The sequence below is a fragment of the Pseudoxanthomonas sp. PXM04 genome (assembly GCF_014851695.1).
GTDB classification, from domain to species: Bacteria; Pseudomonadota; Gammaproteobacteria; order Xanthomonadales; family Xanthomonadaceae; genus Pseudoxanthomonas_A; species Pseudoxanthomonas_A beigongshangi.
This window is the reverse complement of the sequence record NZ_JACVAG010000002.1, coordinates 284,127-304,680: the sequence shown is the minus strand read 5'-3', so window position 1 is coordinate 304,680 and position 20,554 is coordinate 284,127. Positions and strand designations below refer to the sequence as shown.

Genomic DNA, 20,554 nt, shown 5'->3' with positions numbered 1-20,554 from the left:
GTGATCTGCCTTATCAATTTTTCAGGGAAAAATACGATGAAAATTTATGCGCTGATATTCGGGGCCTTGTTGTTGAGCGCATGCAAGCCACCCGAAAATCCGGAATCGACCGGGGCTGCCGCCACGGCGGAAAACCAGGCCGCAACACAGCCGCAGGTGCCGGCCGCCGGCGCGGCGGCTCCGTCGATGCTCCCCGCTGGTTTGCAGCTCACCTTTCCGCACAAGATCAGGTCCACTGGACAGGAGCAGGTCGACGGCAAGGTCATTCACCGGGCGGTGATCGAGTTCATGGATGTCGATGTCGCCGAAGTTGATAGCGCGCTGGAACTGTCGCTGGCTGGAAAGGGGTACCGGCGATATAAGACCTTGTCGCGGGGAGCCGAGATCGTGGGTGACTACGCAAGACCCGAGCGTCGCGTGACGGTGACGGTCAGTCCCGCGGATGGCCGTCTTGCTCTGTCAGAGGGAGCCAAGGGTACGATCTACATGGTCTGGAACGACTGAGATCATGGCCTGGGCATGCCGTTTGTCGGCATGCTCAACGGGAGTGGGGAACGCGATGTGGAATGAACTCAAAGACAGCTTGCCGATTGACACTGCGCGCCAGTTCCAGGCGACGGAATATGCATGGGCGCTCGGTCGGAAACTTCGCGAGAACGCGACCATTGTCGATCTTGGATGCGGAACGGGTGTCTCTTTGGATATTTTTCGTCAGTCGGCGCCGACCGCGAAGTGGATTGGTGTCGATATCGAGGATTCTCCCGAAGTAAGAGCGCGAACGCGTACGGATGGCGAGGTTCGCACGTTCGATGGCGTTAACATTCCGGTGGAAAGTGACAGTGTCGATCTGATCTATAGCCGTCAGGTTTTCGAGCACGTCCGCCATCCTGAGCAATTGCTTTCGGATATAGCGCGCGTGCTGAAAGTGGATGGTTGTTTCGCTGGTTCAACATCGCACCTGGAGCCATATCACTCGTACAGCTACTGGAACTTCACGCCATTCGGTTTCAAGAAACTGGTGGAGGCTGCCGGGCTGAGGTTGCGTGAGATTCGTCCTGGCATCGATGCAATCACCTTGATTACCCGTTTGTATCGAGGCAATGATCCGACTTTCAACCGTTGGTTTGCGGAAGAATCCCCGTTGAACCAGGAAATAGAGCAGAAATCGAAAGAGGCAGGCTGGAGCGTGCAGCAGTTGGCTTACCAGAAACTGACGGTGTGCGGGCAGTTTTGTTTCATTGTTGAGCGTCAGCGCTGAAGCGGTAGTCAACGAAGGTTGCAGCATCCATGCATAACAAAGCACGCAACGTATTCATCCTAGGGAGCTGTGTGTCCAGGGACGCGTTGGAGGGAAATGAGGATTTATTCGCGATTCGGCAGTACGTAGCGCGAACATCCATGGCTAGTTTTGGTCTGGATCCAGTTAGCGAGGTCCAGGTGCGGGATTTGGTCGCTTCCTTGCAAAGCCCTTTCCAGCGGAGGATGCTTTTCAATGACCTCGACAAAACCACTGGGACATTATTAGCGGGGAATCCGCACGATATCCTGCTGCTGGATTTCATTGACGAGAGATTCAAGCTCGTTCTGGCGGGGAATACTTGCTTCAGTCTGTCGGGTGAACTTGAACACGCTGGATTCCAGTCGGAAGGAAGAGTGCTGCTTACCCCAGATTCTGAAGAGTTTCTCACTCTCTGGTTGGCGGGCGTGAGTCGCTTGCTTGGGAGTGTCGATCGAAGCAAGCTCGTGATAAACAGAGCGTTCTGGGCAGAAAAGTTCGAGGATGGCAGCGATGCCTCTAGTATCCGTTGGATTAAGGATAACAATGAGATTCTCTCGCGGCTGTACGATGCGTTGGAGAAGCATTGGTCACTTCGATACATCGATTATCCGGAGTCGGTTGTGCGTGCAGACCCCAACCATCGGTGGGGCAAGGCTCCTTATCACTTCACCCAGACATATTACGACCACACGGTGGCCGAACTCGCGAAAATTACGCAGAGGCAATGATCAGCTGAGTCTGATGTCGCGAACCACTAGCGAAGGGTATCTGCAATAATCGACGCTATACGGGTTGCTGAGAGACCGTCCCCGTATGGATTGTGTGCCTGCGACATGGAAGCGTAGCGAGCGGGATCATCGAGTAATTGCGATACCTGCGCATGGATTCTGTCCGTATCCGTCCCGACTAGCGTGACGGTGCCCGCCTCCACAGCCTCTGGGCGTTCGGTAGTGTTTCTCATGACCAATACGGGCTTGCCCAAAGAAGGCGCTTCTTCCTGGACACCACCGGAGTCGGTGAGAATTACATGTGATTGCTGCATCAGATAGACGAATGGAAGATAGTCCTGGGGAGCAATCAAATGGATGTTTGATGACCCTGAAAGATGGCGATTTACAGGCTCCTGGACGTGGGGATTCAGGTGCACGGGATAGACGATCTGCAGATCATCACGTTCCGCCAGATTCGAGATCGCCTTGCAGATGCGTTCGAAGCCATCACCGAAGTTCTCTCGACGATGCCCCGTCACTAGTAGCAGCTTGCGGTTGGGGTCGAGGAATGGAAATAGTTCCTGCATCCGTGCGGACAGTGTCGGCTCGGTACGCAGCCGGGAATCAACGGCTAGTAGTGCATCGATGACGGTATTGCCCGTTACGTGCACGCTGTCAGCGCGAATTCCTTCGCGAAGCAGATTTTCCCGGGATTGGGCAGTTGGCGCAAAATGGAGATTGGCTAGCGGCGCAGTGAGCCGCCGGTTCATTTCCTCTGGCCAGGGGGCATGCATGTCCCCGGTCCGCAGTCCTGCCTCTACATGGCCAACTGGAACCTTGGCGTAGAACGCCGCCAGCGCTGTCGATAGTGTTGTCGAGGTATCTCCATGGACCAGGACGATGTCCGGGGCCATGGCGCTGATCAAGGGTGACATACCACTGACGATTCGTGCCGTTAGCTCCGGCAGAGTCTGTCCATGGCGCATGATATCGAGATCCTGGTCAGGCTCTATCTGGAAGATATCCAGCACCTGATCAAGCATCTGGCGATGTTGCGCAGTTACCACCACCTGTGGCTGCAACAGAGGGTGAGCCCTGAGTGCGTGTACCACGGGCGCCATCTTGATCGCTTCCGGCCTCGTGCCGAACACCACCATCACTTTCTTCATCATGCTTTACCGCGCGCTCACAGGGCCGCTTCCAGTTCCGGTAGCAACTTGAACAAATCCCCCACCAGCCCGATGTCCGCAATCTCGAAAATCGGGGCTTCCGCGTCCTTGTTGATGGCCACGATGGTGCCGGCGTCCTTGATGCCGGTCAGGTGCTGGATGGCGCCGGAGATGCCGACGGCCACGTATAGCTCGGGGGCGATGATCTTGCCGGTCTGGCCGACCTGGAGTTCGTTCGGGACATAGCCGGCGTCGACCGCGGCGCGCGAGGCACCGACGCCCGCGCCCAGCTTGTCGGCCAGGTCGTAGATGATCTTGAAGTTCTCCGCCGAGCCGACGCCGCGGCCACCGGAGACCACGCGCTTTGCGCTCTGGAGGTCGGGGCGGTCGGATTTGCCGGCAGCCAGGCCGAGGTAGCGGGTATGCGAGGGCAGGGAGGCGTCGGCGGTGACCGCCTCGATGCTGGCGCTGCCGCCCTTGGCCGCTTCCGGCCAGGAAGCGCTGCGGACGGTGGCGACGACGGTCTGATCGGCCGGCGCCTCGACGGTGATGATGGCGTTGCCGGCGTAGATCGGGCGCTTGAACACGTGGCTGCCCTCGACGCTCATCACGTCCGACACCTGGGCCACGCCCAGCAGCGCGGCGACGCAGGGCATCAGATCCTTGCCGAAAGTGGTGGAAGGACCGAAGACATGGGTGTAGCCGGCGGCCAACTGCGCGATCTGCGGAGCCAGCACCTGGGCGATGGCGTTCGCGTTGGCGGGATTGGCGACCGTCAGGACGCGGGCGACCCCGGCGACCTGCGCCGCTTCGGCGGCGATGCCGGCCGGATCGGCGGCCAGCACCACGACATCGATGCTGTCGGGCTTCAGGGCCTGGGCGGCGCTGACGGTCTTGGCGGTGGCGCTGTTGAGCTTGCCGTCCAGGTGTTCGGCGATGACGAGGACTTTGGACATTGCGGAATCTCCAGAATTCTGGCGGTGGCGCGCCTGCGTTTCCGCGTCGCGCCATCGCCGCGACCCTCTTCCCGGAAGAAGAGGGAACGATGGGTTACAGCAGGCCCTTGGCCTTGAGCGCGGCGACCAGTTCGGCCGCATCCTTGACCATCACGCCCTTGCTGCGCTTGGCCGGGGCGGCGTAATGGGTGGTCTTCAGGGTATCGGCCGCCTGCACGCCGAGATCGGCCAGTTGCAGGGTCTCCAGCGGCTTGCTCTTGGCCTTCATGATGTCCGGCAGCTTGATGAAACGCGGCTCGTTGAGGCGCAGGTCGGTGGTGACCACCGCTGGCAGGTCGACTTCCAGGGTTTCCAGGCCGGCGTCCACTTCCCGGGTCACGGTGGCCTTGTCGCCGGCGATTTCCAGCTTGGATGCGAAGGTCGCCTGCGGACGGCCCCACAAGGTGGCCAGCATCTGGCCGGTCTGGTTGGCATCGTCGTCGATGGCCTGCTTGCCCAGGATGACCAGCTGTGGCTGTTCCTTCTCGATCAGCTTGAGCAGGGTGCGGGCGGCGGTCAGCGGCTGGATCGGCTGGTCGGTGACCACGTGGATGGCGCGGTTGGCGCCCATGGCCAGGCCGTTGCGCAGGTGCGCCTGGGCGTCGGCCGGCGCGATGGTGGCGACCACGACCTCGGTGGCGATGCCCTTGTCGCGCAGCCGCAGGGCTTCTTCCAGCGCGATTTCATCGAAGGGGTTGGCCGACAGCTTGACGCCGTCGGTGACCACGCCGGACCCGTCCGGCTTGACCTGGATGCGGACGTTGTAGTCCACCACGCGCTTGTAGGCGACGAGAATCTTCATCCTCTGGGAATTCCTTCAGTGCTACGGAGAGGCCCGGCCGCGGCGGCTGGCCGAGGGCAGAACGCTGATTCTAGCGGTCAGCCGATATCCGTGCGAGTCCGTACGGTGCCGTTCGCGAGCCTTCCCGCCAGGGCCTCGGCCAGCCGGCCGGCGGACTCCGGGGCCTGGGCGAAGAACAGGGAAGGCTCGGTCAGTTCGAGTTCCAGCAGGCGCGGCACGCCGTCCATCCCGCGCAGCAGGTCCACGCGCGCATACAGGAGGGGAGCTTCCAGCTTGAGCAGCCGGGTGGCCGCGGCGAGCACCTGATCGGCCAACTGCCGTTCGTCGTCGGCCGGTTCCCGCGCCTGGATATCGCCGAAAGCATGCGGATCCAGCGGCGGTGTGTCGCCGGCCTTCAGCAATGCGGCCTTGCGGATGGCGTGGCTGAATACGCCGTCGATGTGGATGAGGGCGGTTTCCCCGTCGGCATCCACGGCCGACAGATACGGCTGGAGCATCGCGCTGCGGTTGGCGTCCAGCAGGCGTGCCAGATGGTTGCCCGCGGCGAACTCCTGATCGCGACGGTAACGCTGGGTATCACGCGCACCCGCGCTTACGGTCGGCTTCACCACGAATTCCGCGGACGGGTGTTTTGCCAGGAACGCCTGCAGGGCCTCCATCGGTTCGGCGTCGGGTTCGACGAACTCCGTCGGCACGACGGGTACGCCGAGTGCGGCCAGATCGGCCAGATAGTGCTTGTCGGTGTTCCAGCGGACCACCGGCAACGGATTGAACAGTGCCAGGGAATGCGCCGCGCGCTCGCACCATGCCATGAACTCGGCCAGGCGCTCGGTGTAGTCCCAGGGCGAGCGCAGCAAGGCGGCATCCAGGCGGCTCCAGCCCACCGACGCGTCATCCCAGGCAAGTGCGCGGACCGATAGCCCGGCGCGCTCGCAGGCGGCCAGCAGCGGTGGAAGATCTTCATCGTGGCCGGTGGCGGAGATGGCGGTGATGAGGGCGATGGCAGTCATGGCGTGCAGTGTAGGGGGCATGGTCGAGCGGGTGTTGCCATTGCCCGAAAGTACCTGTTGCGCAGGGGGGGCACGGGTAGAATGGCGGACATTTCCCGAGATGGATCCTGCCAATGGCTGAAACCGCGAACGCGGCCCCCAAGACGGGCAAGCAGAAACTCTTTCCCAGCGCCGCCGCCGCGCTGGATGGCATCGTGGCGGATGGCCAGATCCTGGCGGTCGGCGGATTCGGCCTGTGCGGCATCCCGGAAGCGCTGATCGCCGCGCTGCGGGACAGCGGCGTGAAGGGGCTGACGGCCATCTCCAACAATGCCGGCGTCGACGGTTTCGGCCTGGGGCAACTGCTGGCGACCCGCCAGATCAGCAAGATGATTTCGTCCTACGTGGGTGAGAACAAGGAGTTCGAGCGCCAGTACCTGGCCGGTGAACTGGAGCTGGAATTCAACCCGCAGGGCACGCTGGCCGAGCGTCTGCGCGCCGGCGGCGCCGGCATTCCGGCCTTCTTCACCCGTACCGGCTACGGCACCGTGGTGGCCGAGGGCAAGGAGACCCGTCAGTTCGGCGAGCACTGGTACGTGATGGAAACCGCGCTGGTGGCCGACGTGTCGCTGGTCAAGGCCTGGAAGGCCGACAAGGCCGGCAACCTGGTGTTCCGCAAGACGGCGCGCAACTTCAATCCCGCCTGCGCCATGGCCGGGAAAATCTGCGTGGCCGAGGTCGAGCAGGTCGTGGAGATCGGCGAGATTGACCCCGACCACGTCCACCTGCCGGGCATCTACGTGGATCGCATCGTTCACAACCCGAATCCCGAGAAGCGCATCGAACAGCGCACCGTGCGCCAAGGAGACAAGTGATGGCCTGGACCCGCGACGAGATGGCACAGCGCGCCGCGCGCGAACTGACCGATGGCGCCTACGTGAACCTGGGCATCGGCCTGCCGACCCTGGTAGCCAACCACATCCCCGCCGGCATCGACGTCTGGCTGCAGTCCGAGAACGGGCTGCTGGGCATCGGCCCGTTCCCGACCGAGGACGAAGTCGACGCCGACCTGATCAACGCCGGCAAGCAGACCGTCACCGCCCGGGCAGGTGCCAGCTACTTCGGCAGCCACGATTCGTTCGGCATGATCCGGGGTGGCCACATCGACCTGGCCGTGCTGGGCGCCATGCAGGTCACCGACCGGGGCGACCTGGCCAACTGGATGGTGCCCGGCAAGATGGTCAAGGGCATGGGTGGCGCCATGGACCTGGTCGCCGGGGTCAAGCGCATCGTCGTGCTGATGGAGCACGTGGCGAAGGACGGCAGCCACAAGATCCTGCCCCAGTGCGACCTTCCGCTGACCGGCGTCGGGGTGGTGAACCGGATCATCACCGACCTGGCCGTGTTCGACGTCACCCCGGAGGGGCTGGCCCTGGTTGAAACTGCGGACGGCGTCACCCTTGACGAACTCAGGGACAAGACCGGCGTACCCATCCGGACCTCCTGAAAAAGGAGGGGCAGGGGCGGCTTAAGACAACCTGTACGATGCCGCCCCTCCCGTCGTGTGAAACCCGGCTTCACGGCCGGGAAGCCGCGAGCTGGGTTATATTTCCCGATTCAGGGGCAACACCAGCCAGATTGAGGGTTCGCATGAAGTTTCGCCTCGGCGCATGCGCCGCCGTAGTTTTGTTGGCCGCCTGCAGCGGCCAGAAGTCCGACAGCCAGATGGCTGCGCTGCATGGCTCCGCAGGAGGCGATTCACTCAAGTCACAGGCCCGGGCGGGGATGACCCCATCCGGCCGCGACGTCCATCATTCGATTGCCAACGCACCCGATCGCGGGACGCTGATGGCCTATCAGAACCAGGGGAAGCCGGTGAAGCGCGAAGGCGCCTTTACCTATTACCCGGTGAGCATGAGCGAAGAGCACGCGCTCAAGGGTGTGGTGACCGGCCACATGACCGTGCCCCTGCCGGATGGCAGCGAGGTCAAGCTCAAGTACGAACGCCACGACGAGGGCATCGACGGCAACTGGACCTGGGTTGGCCGCGTGGAAGGTGGTGATCCCATGCAGGAAGCCATCATCACCTTCGGTGAGGAAGCTGTCTTCGCCTCCATTCCGCAGGGCAACGGCAAACCACCGCTCAGCATCCGCACGCGTGGTACCGGCCTCTATGCGGTCCAGATGGATCCGACCAAGGTGCGTTCACCGAATGTTGGCCATAACGACATGGCGATTCCGGAGGCCAGTGGCCTGGTGGACACGGCTGTGAGCCAGGCGTTGGCGGCCAAGGCGCAGGTTGCGCAGAACGCTGTCGCCATGGCGGCTCCTCCGACCGGAGTCAATACGATTGACGTAGCGGTGGGTTACACCGCTGGCTTCCGCAACCAGGCGGCCCTGAAGCAGCAGTCCGTGACGACGGCACTGACCTTCCTGTTGCAGGTCGCGAACCAAGGCCTCAGCAACAGCAAGGTCAATGGCTATCTGCGATTGGTGAACGCCCAGGAAGTCTCCTATACGGACACCAACGCAAATCAGACGGCCCTGTATGAACTCACCGGCAGCAATGGCGCCAGCAACGTCACCATTCCTGCAACACTGACCCCGCTGCGTACCGCGCGTGATCAGTACGGCGCCGATGTCGCGCTTTTGGTTCGTGGATTCCAGCAGCCTGAGCACCAGGGATGCGGTATTGCCTGGTTGATTGGCGCCAACGGTGCCACCGTGACCCCGGCTCAGGATGCCAAGTGGGGTTACGGCGTGGTCAGCTTCGGCGATGATTTGGGCGCGGATGGCAACAGTTACTATTGCGCAGCCGAAAGCATGGTGCATGAGGTTGGCCATCTGCTGGGCTCGGCCCATGATCAGGCCAATTCCAACAACACCCCAGGTCGTTACCCCTACTCGTACGGCTACAAGAACACGGCTGGCAACTTCTATACCATCATGGCTTATGGTGATGCGGGCCAGACGCCGTACCGCCTGTTCTCCAATCCGAACCTCACGACCTGCGGAACCCCAGCCAGCGCTTGTGGAGTTGCGAACTCGGCCGACAATGCGCGCAGCTTGAACCAGACGATTCCGGTGGTGGCGCAGTTCCGGGCGACGGTGGTTCCCTTCCGCGGCACGGCCAATGACTTTGATGGCGACGGGAGGTCGGACGTCCTTTGGCGGAACTCATCGACCGCGGGCAACGTCATCTGGAAAACAGCCAACTCGTCAACGCAGCAGCATGTTTATTCTTTGAATGCTCCCTGGACGGTTGTCGGTATCGGTGATTTTGACGGTGACGGCAAGGCCGATATCCTGTGGCGAAATCTGACCACCGGTGCAAACGCCATCTGGAAAAGTGGGAGCGCAACAACCCAACAGACGATCAGTTCTGTCGCGACTTATTGGAAAGTTGTCGGCATTGGTGATTTTGACGGTGACGGAAAGTCGGACATTCTCTGGCGTAACGGTAGCAACAACACCATCTGGAAGGGAGGTGTTGCATCGTCTCAACAAGCCGTGGGTAAGCTGGATGCCGTGTGGCGGGTCGCCGGAATTGCCGATTTCAACGGAGACGGTCGATCCGACATTCTGTGGCGTAATCCAACTACTGGCGCCAATGTCATCTGGCGTTCCGCCAGTTCCAGCTCTACCCAAGCCGTGACCTCGGTCGCGACCTATTGGTTCGTGGCTGGCGTTGGTGATTTCAACGGTGATGGCAACGCCGACATTTTGTGGCGCAACAGCAGTTCGGCGGGCAGTAACGTCATCTGGAGAAGTGCAATCGCGACGCAGCAGCAAAGCGTCAGCTCCGTTGCTTCGTATTGGAAAGTTGTGGACATCGGTGACTATGACGGTGACGGCAATGCCGACATTCTCTGGCGCAATGCCAGCAATAGCACCATTTGGAAGTCCGCGAACGCAACTACTCAACAAGCGGTTTCCACAATTGACCGGGCGTGGATGCCGCAGCCTGCCAGGTAAAGTCTGACATTTGGCCAAGTGAATGAAGAAGCCCCGCAGTTGCGGGGCTTCTTTTTGCTTACTCCTGTCCCACCGGACAACCGACGGTTCTATAGATTCTGATAGTTCGGCCCCGAACCACCCTCCGGGGTCACCCAGGTGATGATCTCGTAGGGGTCCTTGATGTCGCAGGTCTTGCAGTGCACGCAGTTGGCGGCGTTGATCTGCAGGCGCTTGCCGCTGCTTCCATCCGCCATGGTATCGTCGACGATCTCGTAGACCCCGGCGGGGCAGAAGCGGGTGCAGGGGTTGTCGTATTCCTCGGCGCAGCGGGTGACGCAGATCGAGGTGTCGGCGACCTTCAGGTGGACCGGCTGGTCCTCGTCGTGCTCGGTGGCGGCGTAGTAGACGCCTTGCAGGCGGTCACGCGGGGCGAGCGTGCGCTCGACGTAGTCGCGGCGCGGTTCCTCGTGCTGGCCGATCTTGTCCAGCGACGACCAGTCCGGCTTGACCTTGAGCGTCCACGGCGAGAGTCCGCCGGTCGCGGTTTCCCAGGCGGCGTTGAGCAGGCCGAACCACATGCCCTTCTTGAAGCCGGGCTTGATGTTGCGGACCTGCTTCAGTTCCTTCATCGCCTCGGAGGCGCGCAAACGGGCATCGAAGCCGGCTGGTTCCAGGCTGTTGCCGGCCAGGTGTTCGGCGGCCAGCATGCCGCTGCGGATGGCCTGGTGGGTGCCCTTGATCTTGGGCACGTTGAGCAGGCCGGCGGTGTCGCCGATCAGCAGCGCGCCGGGCATTTCCACCTTGGGCAGCGATTGCCAGCCGCCGGTGACGATGGCGCGTGCGCCGGCGGACAGGATGCTGCCGCCTTCCAGCAGCGGTTTGATCATCGGGTGGTTCTTCCACTGCTGGAAGGCCTCCCACGGCTTGTACTCGGGATCGGCGTAGTCCAGTCCGCTGACGTAGCCCAGCGCAATCTGGTTGTTGTCCAGGTGGTAGAGAAAACTGCCGCCATAGATCTTGCCGTCCGCCGGCCAGCCCATGGTGTGCACGATCTTGCCGGGGCTGACCCGGCCTTCCGGCACCTGCCACAGTTCCTTGATGCCGATCGAATAGCCCTGCGGGTCGCTGTCCTTGTCCAGGCCGAAGCGCTTGACCAGCCGCTTGGTCAGGTGACCACGGGCGCCTTCGGCCAGCACCGTGACCTTGGCGCGGATGTCGATGCCCTGGGTGTAGCCGGGCTTGTGCGAACCATCCTTGGCCACGCCCATGTCGCCGATGCGCACGCCAACCACCTTGCCGCTTTCGTCGTGCAGGGTCTCGGCGGCGGCGAAGCCGGGATAGATTTCCACGCCCAGCGCCTCGGCCTGCGGCGCCAGCCAGGCGCACATCGCGCCGAGGCTGACGATGAAGTTGCCATGGTTGCGCATGCCGGGCGGGACGATGGGCGCCTTACGGCCGCCGGTCTTGCTGAGGAACCAGAACTCATCGTCCTTCGCGGGCACGCAGACCGGTGGCGGATTGTTGCGCCAGCCGGGCAGCAGGGCGTCGAGCGGCGCCGGTTCGATCACCGCACCGGACAGGATCTGCGCGCCGACCGTGCTGGCCTTCTCGATCACGCAGACCGAGATTTCCGGGTTGAGCTGTTTCAGGCGGATGGCGAAGGCCAGGCCCGCGGGACCGGCACCGACGGTGACGACGTCGTACTCCATGACATCGCGTTCGGCTTCGGACATGGCTGGGCTTCCTCGTGGCGTTAGGCTGCGGCTATTTTCGGGGTTTGCGCGGGGTGGGGCAAATCCGCGAGCATGGCGTGCGATGACCATACCCCTGCCGCTGCTGCCGGATGGAATGATTGACCTGCCGGGGGCGCATTTGCGCCTGTGGCCACAGTGGCTGGAACCGGAGGAGGCCGACGTCCTGTTCGCCAGCGTGATGGCGGGGGTGCCGTGGGAAGTGCATCGCATCCGCCTGTTCGGGCGGGAAGTGGATTCGCCGCGGCTGAGCTGCTGGATGGGGGAACCGGAAGCGCGCTATCGCTACTCCGGCGCGCTGTTCGAGCCGCGCGCCTGGCATCCGGACGTGAAGCGGCTGGCATCACGCCTGCGGGATACGCTGGGTACGCCGTTCAACAGCGTGCTGCTCAATCGCTACCGCAACGGGCGCGATGCGATGGGATGGCACAGCGATGACGAACCGGAACTGGGCGAGGCGCCGGCAATCGCCTCGATCAGCCTGGGTGCCACCCGCCGCTTCGCGCTGAAGCACCGTGAACGGGCGGAAAGCCGACTGGCCCTGGATCTGCCGCATGGCAGCCTGTTGCTGATGGCGGGCGACACCCAGCGCCATTACCGCCATGCGCTCCCGCGCACGGCGCGGCCGGTGGGCGAGCGGATCAACCTGACCTTCCGCCTCATCCATCCGGCGCCGGGCCGCGGGTAGCGGCCGGCATGCGCGGACAGGACGGCAAAGCGCTCAGGGGCGACTGGCGTCGGCCTGTCCGCTGACCAGCACCCAGCCGGCAATCTCGCCAGTCAGGGCGGACAGCGCCTGCTCGAACGCGGTCGCCACCTGTGCGACGTCGGTCGAACCGGCTGGCCGGACCTGCTGGAAGGTGCGCGAGGCGACCACGCGCTGGCTGCGGTTCTGCACCAGCTTGGCGTTGACCTCGATGGTCGCGGCCGGCGCCGATTGGCCGGCATAGTCGGCCTCGAAGCGGCGCACGTCCATCACCAGCCGGTAGTCGCCCAGGATGCCGGCGTCGGCACTGGAAACGGCGGGAATCCGGCCGGAATCCTCCAGCGTGCGCTGCACCGCGTCCTGCAGCAGTTCGGTCGCCGGTTGCGACCACGACGCGCCCTTGTAGACCTGCAGTTCACCCGGCGCCGGCCGTACCGAGATGCGCGGGCTGTCGACCACGCGCGCGGCGGTGGGTTTGGCGATGACCAGCGACCAGGCGACGGTCGGCCAGTTCGGGTCGGCCGTGACCCGGACTTCCGGTGCGTAGATGGTGGTGGGTTCACGCGGGCCGCTGCCCAGGATCGAGGAGCAGCCGGCCAGCAGGACCAGCGACAGGGAGACGGGAATGCGCAGCGCCTTCATTTGGGTTCGAACTCCTTGGGTGCGTCGCGGCCGAGCAGGTAGCGGGTGGGGTTGCCTTCCAGCCGATCACTGACCCGGCGCAGGTCGCGGACCAGGCCGCGCAACTCGGTCAGGGTCGGACCCAGCTGGCCCAGGCCATCGTTGGCGAAGCTGTTGATGGCGGCGCGGTTCTCGCCCAGGATGGCGTCGGCGTTGCCGGCGGCCGAATCCAGCTTGGCGAGGGTGGCGTCCAGCTTGTTCAGCAGGGGCGGCAGCTGCCGCACCAGATTCTGATCGATGCGCTCGATGGCGCCGTTGGTGGTGGTCAGGGTCGCATCCAGCTTCTTCGCCGCGTCGCGCGCGCTGACGATCAGCGCCTGCAGGCCCTCGTCGCGGTTGGCCAGCGAACCGCTGATGTTCTCCAGGTTCTGCAAGGTCGCCGCGATGCTGGCGACGTTCTTGTCGCTCAGCACTTCATCCAGCCGTTCGACGATCCGGTTGGCGGTGTCGGTGATGTTCTGCAGCGCGGACGGCGCGGTCTGGATGACCGGGGCCTCGCGCTTGTCCACCGAGGTCAGCGCCGGCGCCTGCGGGGTGCCGCCGCTGAGCTGGATGATGGTGGGGCCGGTCAGGCTGGTGATGGCCAGCTTGGCGCGGGTGTCGGTCTTGATCGGGGTGGAGGACTCCACCCGGATGCTCGCCACCACCTGGCGCGGGTCATTGGGGGCCAGCGACAGCTTGGTGATGGAGCCCACGGCGATGCCGTTGTACTGCACCGGGCTGCCGACCGACAGGCCGGTGACCGCTTCGCGGAACACGATCTGGTATTGCTGCCAGGTGCGTTCGGAGGAGTATTTCGCCGCCCACAGGCCGAACAGCAGCAGCGCCGCCGCCGTCACCAGGGTAAAGGCGCCGATGAGGACGTAGTTGGCACGGGTTTCCATGTTTCAGGCTTCCTCTTGTTCGGGCTCGCCGCGGGCGGCCCTGGCCCGGGGGCCGTGGAAATACTCCTGGACCCAGGGGTGATCGAAACGCTCCACCTCCGCCAGCGGCGCGGTGATCACGACCTTGCGGTCGGCCAGTACCGCGACCCGGTCGCAGATAGCGTACAGGGTGTCCAAGTCATGGGTGATGAGGAACACCGTCAGGCCCAGCGCTTCCTGTAGCGTCTTGATGAGGCGGTCGAACGCGGCGGCGCCGATCGGGTCCAGGCCCGCGGTGGGCTCGTCCAGGAACAGCAGCGGCGGGTCCAGCGCCAGCGCGCGTGCCAGGCCGGCGCGCTTGCGCATGCCGCCGGACAGCTGCGCGGGCAGCTTGTTGAGCGCGTCGGCCGGCAGGCCGGCGAGTTTTATCTTCAGCAGCGCCAGTTCATAGCGCCAGCTGTCGGGCAACTCGCCGTGGTGCTCCTTCAGGGGCACCTGCACGTTCTCGCCGACGGTCAGCGAGGAGAACAGGGCGCCATCCTGGAACAGCACGCCAGTGTTGCGCTCGATGTGCAGGCGCGCCTGCGGGTCTTCTGACAGCGCATCGGTGTCGAGCACGCGGATGCTGCCGGCCTGCGGCGCGCGCAGGCCGAGGATGGCCCGCATCAGCACCGATTTTCCGGTGCCCGAGCCACCGACCACGCCGAGGATTTCACCGCGCCGCACGTCCAGGTCCAGGCCATCGTGCACGACCTGCTCGCCGAACCGGTTGACCAGTCCGCGGACCTGGATGATCGCGTCGTCGCTCGTATCGGCCATCGCGTCACCAGCCCATGTGCATGAACCACAACGCGGCCAGCGCGTCGAGGATGATGACCAGCGAGATCGTCTGCACCACGCTGGAGGTGGTGCGCTCGCCGACCGATTGCGCGGTGCCGGTGACCTGCAGGCCCTGCAGGCAGCCAATCAGGCCGATCACCAGCGCGAACACGGGCGCCTTGGACAGGCCGACCAGGAAATGCCGCACCTCCATGGTGTCGTGCATGCGCGCCAGGTACATCTGCGGGGGAATGTCCAGGTCGAACGCACCCACCGTCACGCCGCCGGCCAGGCCGGCCATCATCGAAATGAAGGTCAGCAGCGGCAGCATCACCAACAGGGCGACCAGCCGCGGAATCACCAGCAGATCCACCGGATCCAGGCCCAGGGTCCGGATCGCGTCGATCTCCTCGCGGCTCTTCATCGCGCCGATCTGGGCGGTGAAGGCCGATGCGGTGCGGCCGGCCAGGACGATTGCCGTCATTAGGACCGCGAACTCGCGCAGGAAGGCGATGCTGACCAGTTCGACCACGAAGATCTCGGCGCCGAAGTCCCGCAGCACCGTCGAGCCGAGGAACGCGATGACCGCGCCCACCATGTACGACAGCAGGATGACCAGCGGTACGGCGTCCAGGCCGACCTGCTCCATGTGCGAGACGGTGGCGATGGCGCGGAAGCGGCGCGGTTCCTTGACCATCCGTGCCAGCTTGACCAGATTCTCGCCGGTGAAGCTGAGCAGGGCGACGATTTCGTGCCCGTTCTCGCTGACCCGTTCGCCCAGGCGCGACAACGCGGCCAGGAAGCCGTAGTCGCGCTTGCGCGGCGGCCGATCATCGGCGACATCCTCGATGGTCGAGACCAGCGCCTGATGATCCTCGCGGAACAGCAGCGCCTCCGGCGCCAGCTTGCGCCGACTGGCGAAGCGCAGCAGTTGCAGCACGCCGGCCGAATCGATGCGGGCGATGCCCGTGGCGTCCAGCTCGGTCACCCCTTCGGGGACTTCGCGCAGGCGCTCGGCCACCTTCAGGGCGGTCGCGAGCGTCCAATCGCCTTCCAGCCGCACCCGCGAGGGTTCGGAGGGGTCGGATTGGAACTGCGGGCGTGCGTCGGTTCGGGTCATGGCGTCGCTCGGCCCAGCAGCATACAGGCTATGCCGCTGAACGTAAGCAGGACGCCGACCGCGCCGCGCCGGCCCAGCGGTTCGCGCAGCCAGACCGCCGCGAGGATCACCAGGAATACCGATGCGGACTCGTTGAGGATGGCCGCCACCGAGGCCGAGGTGTATTTGTAGCCGCCCAGCCACAGCACCATCGACAGCCCCTGGCCGATCACCGCGGCGAGGATCAGCCGGTGCCACGGCACCTTGCCGGGATCGAACGCGCGATGGCGGCGCAGACCGGGCAGGGCGGCGATCAGCAGCAGGCCGGCGACCGCGCCGGCCAGGCGCAGCACGGTGACCCAGAGCAACGGTTGTTCCTCGAGGATGCGCTTGACCATCACGATCGCGATCGCCATCAGCGCAATCGCGCTCATGCCAATCAGCACGCCACGCAACGTGTGGGCGGGATGTGTCCGCCATTCCCGCGGCGGGCGGGTGACCAGCAGCACGCCCAGGCCGACCAGGCCGAAGCCCAGCCATTGGCGCGCGCCCAGGCGCTCGTCCAGCCACAGGAAACCCATCAGCAGCACCAGCGGACTGTAGAGGTTGCCGATGACGCCCATGCGGCCGGCGCCCAGTTCGTTGAGCGCGCGGAAGTACAGGGTGTCGGCGACGGCGATGCCGAGCACGCCGCTGGCCAGCACCAGCGCGACATCGCGCATCGGCATCTGCGGCCATTGGCCGGCGTGCAGGAACAGGACCACCGGCGCCAGCAGCGCCAGTATCAGTCCGTTCTTCATCAGGTTGAGCGCCAGCGGCGGCAGGGTCGCGCCCAGCTGGCGCGCCAGGATCACGCCCACCGCCCAGGCGGCCGCGCTGCCGAGCGCCAGCGCCTCGCCGATACCAATACTCAACGTCCACCTTTATGCTGCGCCGACCGCGATCAGTTTACGCAATACCCTCGCGGCCCACCCCCGGCGAAGCCGGCTCCAACCTTTGTGACATGTCAGAGAATTCGGCTTCCGCCACCTACGCCCAGCGCATCGCCTTCGTCTGCGAGATCGCCAGCCGCCTGCACAGCTACGGCACCACCGCCCAGCGCCTGGAAGCGGCGGTGGCCGCGCTCTCGCAGCGGCTTGGACTGGATTGCGAGCCGTGGTCGAATCCGACCGGGCTGATCCTGAGTTTCAATGATCCGGCGCGTCCGCTGGGCGCCAGCGACACGACCCGGGTGATCCGGCTGGCGCCGGGTGAAAACGACCTGCACAAATTGAGCGAGGCCGACCGGATCGCCGAGGACGTGGTCGCCGGGCGCATGAGCGTGGCCGAGGGGCATACCGCGCTGCGCTCGCTGGATCGCAGGCCGAGCGCCCGCTGGCGGGCGATGCAGGTGCTGGCCTCGGGGCTGGCCTCCGGCGCGGTCGCCGGACTGTGGCGGCTGCCGTGGCTGGATATCGCCACCGCCGGCCTGATCGGCTTGCTGATTGGCCTGCTGGGCCATGTGATCGCGCGACGGCCGCAGATGAAGGAAGCCAGCGATGCGTTGTCGGCGCTGCTGGCCGGCTTCGTGGCGATCCTGATCGCCAACTTCATCGCGCCGCTGAATCTCAACACGGTCATCATCGCTTCGCTGATCGTGCTGCTGCCCGGCATGGCGCTGACCAACTCGGTGAACGAGCTGACCAGCCAGCACCTGGTGTCCGGCGTGGCCCGCTTCGCGGGTGCGATGGCGACGATTCTGAAACTTACCGTCGGCAGCCTGATCGCGGTCACGCTGGCGGAACTGGTGGGCCTGTATCCGGAAGTGCGCGCGTCGCGGCCGCAGCCGGAATGGGTGGAATGGTCGTCGATGGTGCTGGCCGCGTATGCGTTCGCGGTGCTGTTCAAGGCGCATCGGCGCGATTACCCGTGGGTGATGGCGGCGGCTTTCGCCGGTTACGGCATCTCGCGCTTCGCCGGCGAGGCATGGGGGGCGCCGGTGGGCATCTTCCTGTCGGCACTGGTGCTGACCGCCGCGGGCAATGCCTTCGCGCGCTGGGCCAACCGGCCCGGCGCGTTGATCCGGGTACCGGGCATCCTCATGCTGGTCCCGGGCAGCGCGAGCCTGCGCGGACTGATGACGCTGGTCCAGCAGCAGGACGTCGGTGTCGGCCAGTCCGCACTGCTGGGCGTGACCAATATCGTGATGGCGCTGATCGCGGGGCTGCTGTTCGGCAATCTGGTGGTATCGGCGCGAAAGAATCTCTGAATCCTGATGCTGGCCGGATTCCGTCAGGACCGGGCATCGGCCCGAAAATCCACCTCCCAAAACAAGAAACGCCACGGGCCGAAGTCCGTGGCGTTCTTTTTTACTTTGCGATGAAGCGGATTACTTCTTCTTGTTGATCAGGAAGTCTTCCAGCTTCTTGCCCTTGGCGGTGTGCGCGGCCAGCCAGCGCGGCTGCTTGCCGCGTCCGGTCCAGGTTTCCTTGGGATTGGCGGGATTGCGGTACTTGGGCGCCACCTTGCCGAGCTTGCGGCCGGCGCGCGGAGCGGATTTGGCGGCGGCCTTGCGGCCACGTGCCGCGGGAGCCTTGCCTGCCGTGCCGAACAGTTCCTCGATGGTATAGCCCTCGGCCTTGGCGAACTTGGTGATTCTGCTGCGAATGGCAGCGATGGGAGTGCGCTTGGCCAGTTTCGTCTGCTGCTGGCGGGCCTTCTCGATCAGGGTGCCCAGTTCTTTGGCCGACAGGCCACGCAAATCAATCGACATCTAGTTCTCCGGATGTATGGAAAGGGAATATCACCTGTCCATGGCGGGAGTTGCATCTTAGCCATGCGGCTTTGCAGAAACAAATCGGGGCGAATAATGTCAGTGAATCGACAAATATCCGCCCCGAATTGTCATCCGGATTATCGTTCAGCCCGCGAGGCGGCGAATCAATTCCGACTTGTCGAGGTTTTCCGCTTCGCTGGCCTTGCGGAAGCGATATTCGTAGGTTCCGGCGGCGAGACCGCGTTCGGACACGACCACGCGATGCGGAATGCCGATCAGTTCGATGTCGGCGAACATCGCGCCCGGACGCAGGCCGCGATCATCCAGGACGGCATCGACGCCGTCGCCGATCAGTTCCGCCAGCAATTCGTTCGCCGCCTGGGTGACCGCCGGATCGTTCTTGGGATTGATCACGCAGACCGCCACCGACCAGGGCGCCATCGGCGCTGGCCAGATGATGCCGTTGGCGTCGTGGTTCTGTTCGATCGCCGCGGCGACGATGCGGGTGACGCCGATGCCATAGCAGCCCATCGCCGGAATGGCGGCCTTGCCGTTTTCGTCGAGCACGGTGAACTGCATCGCCTCGCTGTACTTGCGGCCCAGCTGGAACACGTGGCCGACCTCGATGCCGCGCGCCAGGCGGATCTGGCCGCCATCGGCGGCGGCTTCGCCCGCGACCACGTTGCGGATGTCGGCGACGGTTTCGGGTTCGGCCAGATCGCGACCCCAGTTGACGCCGGCGAGGTGGAAGCCGGCCTCGTTGGCGCCGACCACGAAATCGGCCATCGCCGCGACGTCGCGATCGGCGATCACGCGGATGGCCGTGCGCGGGTTGATCGGGCCGAGGAAACCGGGTTCGCTGCCCAGGTGGGCCAGGATTTCCGCCTCGCTGGCCAGCCGGTACCCGGCCATGCCGGCCACCTTCGCCAGTTTGATCTCGTTGACCGCGTGATCGCCGCGCACCAGCGCCAACACGAAGCCGCCTTCGGTCATCAGCGCGACCGACTTGACGGTTCGCTGCAACGCGACGCCCATCAGCGCGGCCACGTCCTCGCAGGTCTTCTGGGTGGGCGTATCGATCTTCCGCAGCGCTTCCGCGGCGGCCGGACGCGGCCCGGGCGGCGCGGCCTGCGCGGCTTCCACGTTGGCGGCATAGTCCGAACCGGTGGAGAAGGCGAGCGCGTCCTCGCCGGATTCGGCCAGCACATGGAACTCCTGCGAGGCGTCGCCACCAATCGCGCCGCTGTCGGCCTGCACCGCGCGGAAATCCAGGCCCAGGCGGGTGAAGATGCGGGTGTACGCCGCATGCATGTTGCGGTACTCGCGCACCAGATCCTCATCGGTCAGGTGGAAGGAGTACGCGTCCTTCATGATGAATTCGCGCGCGCGCATCACCCCGAAGCGCGGACGGATTTCATCGCGGAACTTGGTCTGGATCTGGTAGAAGTTCACCGGCAACTGCTTGTAGCTGTTCAGCTCCTGCCGGGCGAACTCGGTGACCGCCTCTTCCGCTGTGGGGCTGTAGCAGAACTCCTGCTCCTTGCGATCCTTGAGCTTGAGCAACTGATCGCCGAACTTGTCCCAGCGTCCGCTCTCGTCCCACAGTTCTCGCGGCTGGATGGTCGGCATGACCATTTCGATGGCGCCGGCGCGATTCATTTCCTCGCGCACGACGGTTTCCACCTTGCGCAGCACGCGCAGGCCCAGCGGCGACCAGGTGTACAGGCCAGCGGCCAGCTTGCGGATCATGCCGGCGCGCAGCATCAGCTGGTGGCTGACCAGTTCGGCGTCGGCCGGGGTTTCCTTGGCGGTGCGGAGATGGAATTGCGACAGGCGCATCGAGATTCGGTTTTTCGGGGGAATGAACGGCCTATTCTGCCAGCCTTGCGCAGTCCGCGCCCGCACGGCGGGGCCCGCAGCGAAGCCGGACCTGCGCGGGATGCACCGATGCCCGCGTCCGGCGCTGGAGAGCGGGTGCG

General features: G+C 64.5%; 20 protein-coding genes. 8 read left to right on the top strand and 12 right to left on the bottom strand.

Annotated elements, in window-relative coordinates; all coding sequences use genetic code 11:
- From IB228_RS07335 to IB228_RS07325, 3 genes are read left to right on the top strand one after another with little or no spacing between them, the layout of a single operon-like run.
- On the top strand, positions 1-504 hold the full coding sequence (locus IB228_RS07335) for a hypothetical protein (protein ID WP_192197979.1): 504 nt from the start codon (positions 1-3) through the stop codon (positions 502-504).
- Positions 505-559: 55 nt separating this feature from the next.
- Positions 560-1,258 (top strand): class I SAM-dependent methyltransferase, encoded by a 699-nt coding sequence (locus tag IB228_RS07330; protein ID WP_183639135.1) that lies wholly within the window; start codon positions 560-562, stop codon positions 1,256-1,258.
- A gap of 29 nt (positions 1,259-1,287) precedes the next feature.
- Positions 1,288-2,007, top strand: coding sequence for a DUF6270 domain-containing protein (locus IB228_RS07325; protein WP_220094184.1), 720 nt, complete (start codon positions 1,288-1,290; stop codon positions 2,005-2,007).
- Positions 2,008-2,033: 26 nt separating this feature from the next.
- Here IB228_RS07325 and wecB read toward each other — a convergent pair whose 3' ends face one another.
- The 4 genes from wecB to IB228_RS07305 all read right to left on the bottom strand — a co-directional run bounded on the left by wecB (position 2,034) and on the right by IB228_RS07305 (position 5,965).
- Positions 2,034-3,158 carry a UDP-N-acetylglucosamine 2-epimerase (non-hydrolyzing) gene (gene wecB, locus IB228_RS07320; RefSeq protein ID WP_183639131.1) on the bottom strand — a complete coding sequence of 375 codons (1,125 nt, stop codon included), beginning with the start codon at positions 3,156-3,158 and terminating at the stop codon, positions 2,034-2,036.
- Positions 3,159-3,175: 17 nt separating this feature from the next.
- A complete protein-coding gene (locus tag IB228_RS07315; RefSeq protein WP_183639128.1) occupies positions 3,176-4,114 on the bottom strand; it encodes an electron transfer flavoprotein subunit alpha/FixB family protein in 939 nt (312 codons plus the stop codon).
- Between the two features lie 94 nt (positions 4,115-4,208).
- Positions 4,209-4,955 (bottom strand): electron transfer flavoprotein subunit beta/FixA family protein, encoded by a 747-nt coding sequence (locus IB228_RS07310; RefSeq protein WP_183639126.1) that lies wholly within the window; start codon positions 4,953-4,955, stop codon positions 4,209-4,211.
- A 77-nt stretch (positions 4,956-5,032) separates the two neighbouring features.
- Complete coding sequence (locus IB228_RS07305; protein WP_183639124.1) at positions 5,033-5,965, bottom strand: hypothetical protein; 933 nt, start codon at positions 5,963-5,965, stop codon at positions 5,033-5,035.
- Between the two features lie 113 nt (positions 5,966-6,078).
- On the opposite strand from IB228_RS07305, the gene IB228_RS07300 reads away from it, so the two are divergent.
- The 3 genes from IB228_RS07300 (at position 6,079) to IB228_RS07290 (ending at position 9,919) form a co-directional block, all read left to right on the top strand.
- The gene (locus IB228_RS07300) at positions 6,079-6,819 is read left to right on the top strand and encodes a CoA transferase subunit A (protein ID WP_141455594.1); all 741 of its coding nucleotides are present in this window, start codon (positions 6,079-6,081) and stop codon (positions 6,817-6,819) included.
- Entirely contained in the window at positions 6,819-7,451 is a 633-nt protein-coding gene (locus tag IB228_RS07295) for a CoA transferase subunit B (protein ID WP_183639122.1), read from the top strand. Before IB228_RS07300 ends, IB228_RS07295 begins: the two co-directional genes overlap by 1 nt.
- A 143-nt stretch (positions 7,452-7,594) precedes the next feature.
- Positions 7,595-9,919 (top strand): FG-GAP-like repeat-containing protein, encoded by a 2,325-nt coding sequence (locus IB228_RS07290; RefSeq protein ID WP_183639120.1) that lies wholly within the window; start codon positions 7,595-7,597, stop codon positions 9,917-9,919.
- Positions 9,920-10,008: 89 nt separating this feature from the next.
- Here IB228_RS07290 and IB228_RS07285 read toward each other — a convergent pair whose 3' ends face one another.
- On the bottom strand, positions 10,009-11,634 hold the full coding sequence (locus IB228_RS07285; protein ID WP_183639118.1) for an electron transfer flavoprotein-ubiquinone oxidoreductase: 1,626 nt from the start codon (positions 11,632-11,634) through the stop codon (positions 10,009-10,011).
- 115 nt (positions 11,635-11,749) lie between these two features.
- On the opposite strand from IB228_RS07285, the gene IB228_RS07280 reads away from it, so the two are divergent.
- Entirely contained in the window at positions 11,750-12,340 is a 591-nt protein-coding gene (locus tag IB228_RS07280; RefSeq protein ID WP_183641210.1) for an alpha-ketoglutarate-dependent dioxygenase AlkB, read from the top strand.
- Positions 12,341-12,373: 33 nt separating this feature from the next.
- Here IB228_RS07280 and IB228_RS07275 read toward each other — a convergent pair whose 3' ends face one another.
- The 5 genes from IB228_RS07275 to IB228_RS07255 are packed head-to-tail and all read right to left on the bottom strand — an operon-like array spanning position 12,374 to position 16,734.
- A complete protein-coding gene (locus IB228_RS07275; RefSeq protein ID WP_183639116.1) occupies positions 12,374-13,000 on the bottom strand; it encodes an ABC-type transport auxiliary lipoprotein family protein in 627 nt (208 codons plus the stop codon).
- Complete coding sequence (locus IB228_RS07270; protein ID WP_141455600.1) at positions 12,997-13,923, bottom strand: MlaD family protein; 927 nt, start codon at positions 13,921-13,923, stop codon at positions 12,997-12,999. Before IB228_RS07270 ends, IB228_RS07275 begins: the two co-directional genes overlap by 4 nt.
- A 3-nt stretch (positions 13,924-13,926) precedes the next feature.
- The gene (locus IB228_RS07265; protein ID WP_183639114.1) at positions 13,927-14,721 is read right to left on the bottom strand and encodes an ABC transporter ATP-binding protein; all 795 of its coding nucleotides are present in this window, start codon (positions 14,719-14,721) and stop codon (positions 13,927-13,929) included.
- Between the two features lie 4 nt (positions 14,722-14,725).
- The gene (locus tag IB228_RS07260) at positions 14,726-15,841 is read right to left on the bottom strand and encodes an ABC transporter permease (protein ID WP_183639112.1); all 1,116 of its coding nucleotides are present in this window, start codon (positions 15,839-15,841) and stop codon (positions 14,726-14,728) included.
- The gene (locus IB228_RS07255) at positions 15,838-16,734 is read right to left on the bottom strand and encodes a DMT family transporter (protein ID WP_183639110.1); all 897 of its coding nucleotides are present in this window, start codon (positions 16,732-16,734) and stop codon (positions 15,838-15,840) included. Before IB228_RS07255 ends, IB228_RS07260 begins: the two co-directional genes overlap by 4 nt.
- Positions 16,735-16,823: 89 nt before the next feature.
- Between IB228_RS07255 and IB228_RS07250 the strand changes: the two genes are divergently transcribed.
- Positions 16,824-18,068: a threonine/serine exporter family protein gene (locus IB228_RS07250; RefSeq protein WP_183639108.1), complete on the top strand. Its 1,245-nt coding sequence runs from the start codon at positions 16,824-16,826 to the stop codon at positions 18,066-18,068.
- 120 nt (positions 18,069-18,188) lie between these two features.
- Here IB228_RS07250 and IB228_RS07245 read toward each other — a convergent pair whose 3' ends face one another.
- Positions 18,189-18,572 (bottom strand): H-NS histone family protein, encoded by a 384-nt coding sequence (locus IB228_RS07245; RefSeq protein ID WP_183639106.1) that lies wholly within the window; start codon positions 18,570-18,572, stop codon positions 18,189-18,191.
- 147 nt (positions 18,573-18,719) lie between these two features.
- Entirely contained in the window at positions 18,720-20,414 is a 1,695-nt protein-coding gene (locus tag IB228_RS07240) for a proline--tRNA ligase (protein ID WP_183639105.1), read from the bottom strand.
- Positions 20,415-20,554 lie beyond the last annotated feature (140 nt).

Coding starts and splice junctions, on each gene's coding strand:
- IB228_RS07295 (WP_183639122.1), top strand. CDS start 6,819: ATGGCCTGGACCCGCGACGAGATGGCACAGCGCGCCGCGCGCGAACTG.
- IB228_RS07260 (WP_183639112.1), bottom strand. CDS start 15,841: ATGACCCGAACCGACGCACGCCCGCAGTTCCAATCCGACCCCTCCGAA.
- IB228_RS07325 (WP_220094184.1), top strand. CDS start 1,288: ATGCATAACAAAGCACGCAACGTATTCATCCTAGGGAGCTGTGTGTCC.
- IB228_RS07300 (WP_141455594.1), top strand. CDS start 6,079: ATGGCTGAAACCGCGAACGCGGCCCCCAAGACGGGCAAGCAGAAACTC.
- IB228_RS07280 (WP_183641210.1), top strand. CDS start 11,750: ATGATTGACCTGCCGGGGGCGCATTTGCGCCTGTGGCCACAGTGGCTG.
- IB228_RS07265 (WP_183639114.1), bottom strand. CDS start 14,721: ATGGCCGATACGAGCGACGACGCGATCATCCAGGTCCGCGGACTGGTC.
- wecB (WP_183639131.1), bottom strand. CDS start 3,158: ATGAAGAAAGTGATGGTGGTGTTCGGCACGAGGCCGGAAGCGATCAAG.
- IB228_RS07330 (WP_183639135.1), top strand. CDS start 560: ATGTGGAATGAACTCAAAGACAGCTTGCCGATTGACACTGCGCGCCAG.
- IB228_RS07305 (WP_183639124.1), bottom strand. CDS start 5,965: ATGACTGCCATCGCCCTCATCACCGCCATCTCCGCCACCGGCCACGAT.
- IB228_RS07275 (WP_183639116.1), bottom strand. CDS start 13,000: ATGAAGGCGCTGCGCATTCCCGTCTCCCTGTCGCTGGTCCTGCTGGCC.
- IB228_RS07315 (WP_183639128.1), bottom strand. CDS start 4,114: ATGTCCAAAGTCCTCGTCATCGCCGAACACCTGGACGGCAAGCTCAAC.
- IB228_RS07310 (WP_183639126.1), bottom strand. CDS start 4,955: ATGAAGATTCTCGTCGCCTACAAGCGCGTGGTGGACTACAACGTCCGC.
- IB228_RS07240 (WP_183639105.1), bottom strand. CDS start 20,414: ATGCGCCTGTCGCAATTCCATCTCCGCACCGCCAAGGAAACCCCGGCC.
- IB228_RS07290 (WP_183639120.1), top strand. CDS start 7,595: ATGAAGTTTCGCCTCGGCGCATGCGCCGCCGTAGTTTTGTTGGCCGCC.
- IB228_RS07270 (WP_141455600.1), bottom strand. CDS start 13,923: ATGGAAACCCGTGCCAACTACGTCCTCATCGGCGCCTTTACCCTGGTG.
- IB228_RS07285 (WP_183639118.1), bottom strand. CDS start 11,634: ATGTCCGAAGCCGAACGCGATGTCATGGAGTACGACGTCGTCACCGTC.
- IB228_RS07245 (WP_183639106.1), bottom strand. CDS start 18,572: ATGTCGATTGATTTGCGTGGCCTGTCGGCCAAAGAACTGGGCACCCTG.
- IB228_RS07250 (WP_183639108.1), top strand. CDS start 16,824: ATGTCAGAGAATTCGGCTTCCGCCACCTACGCCCAGCGCATCGCCTTC.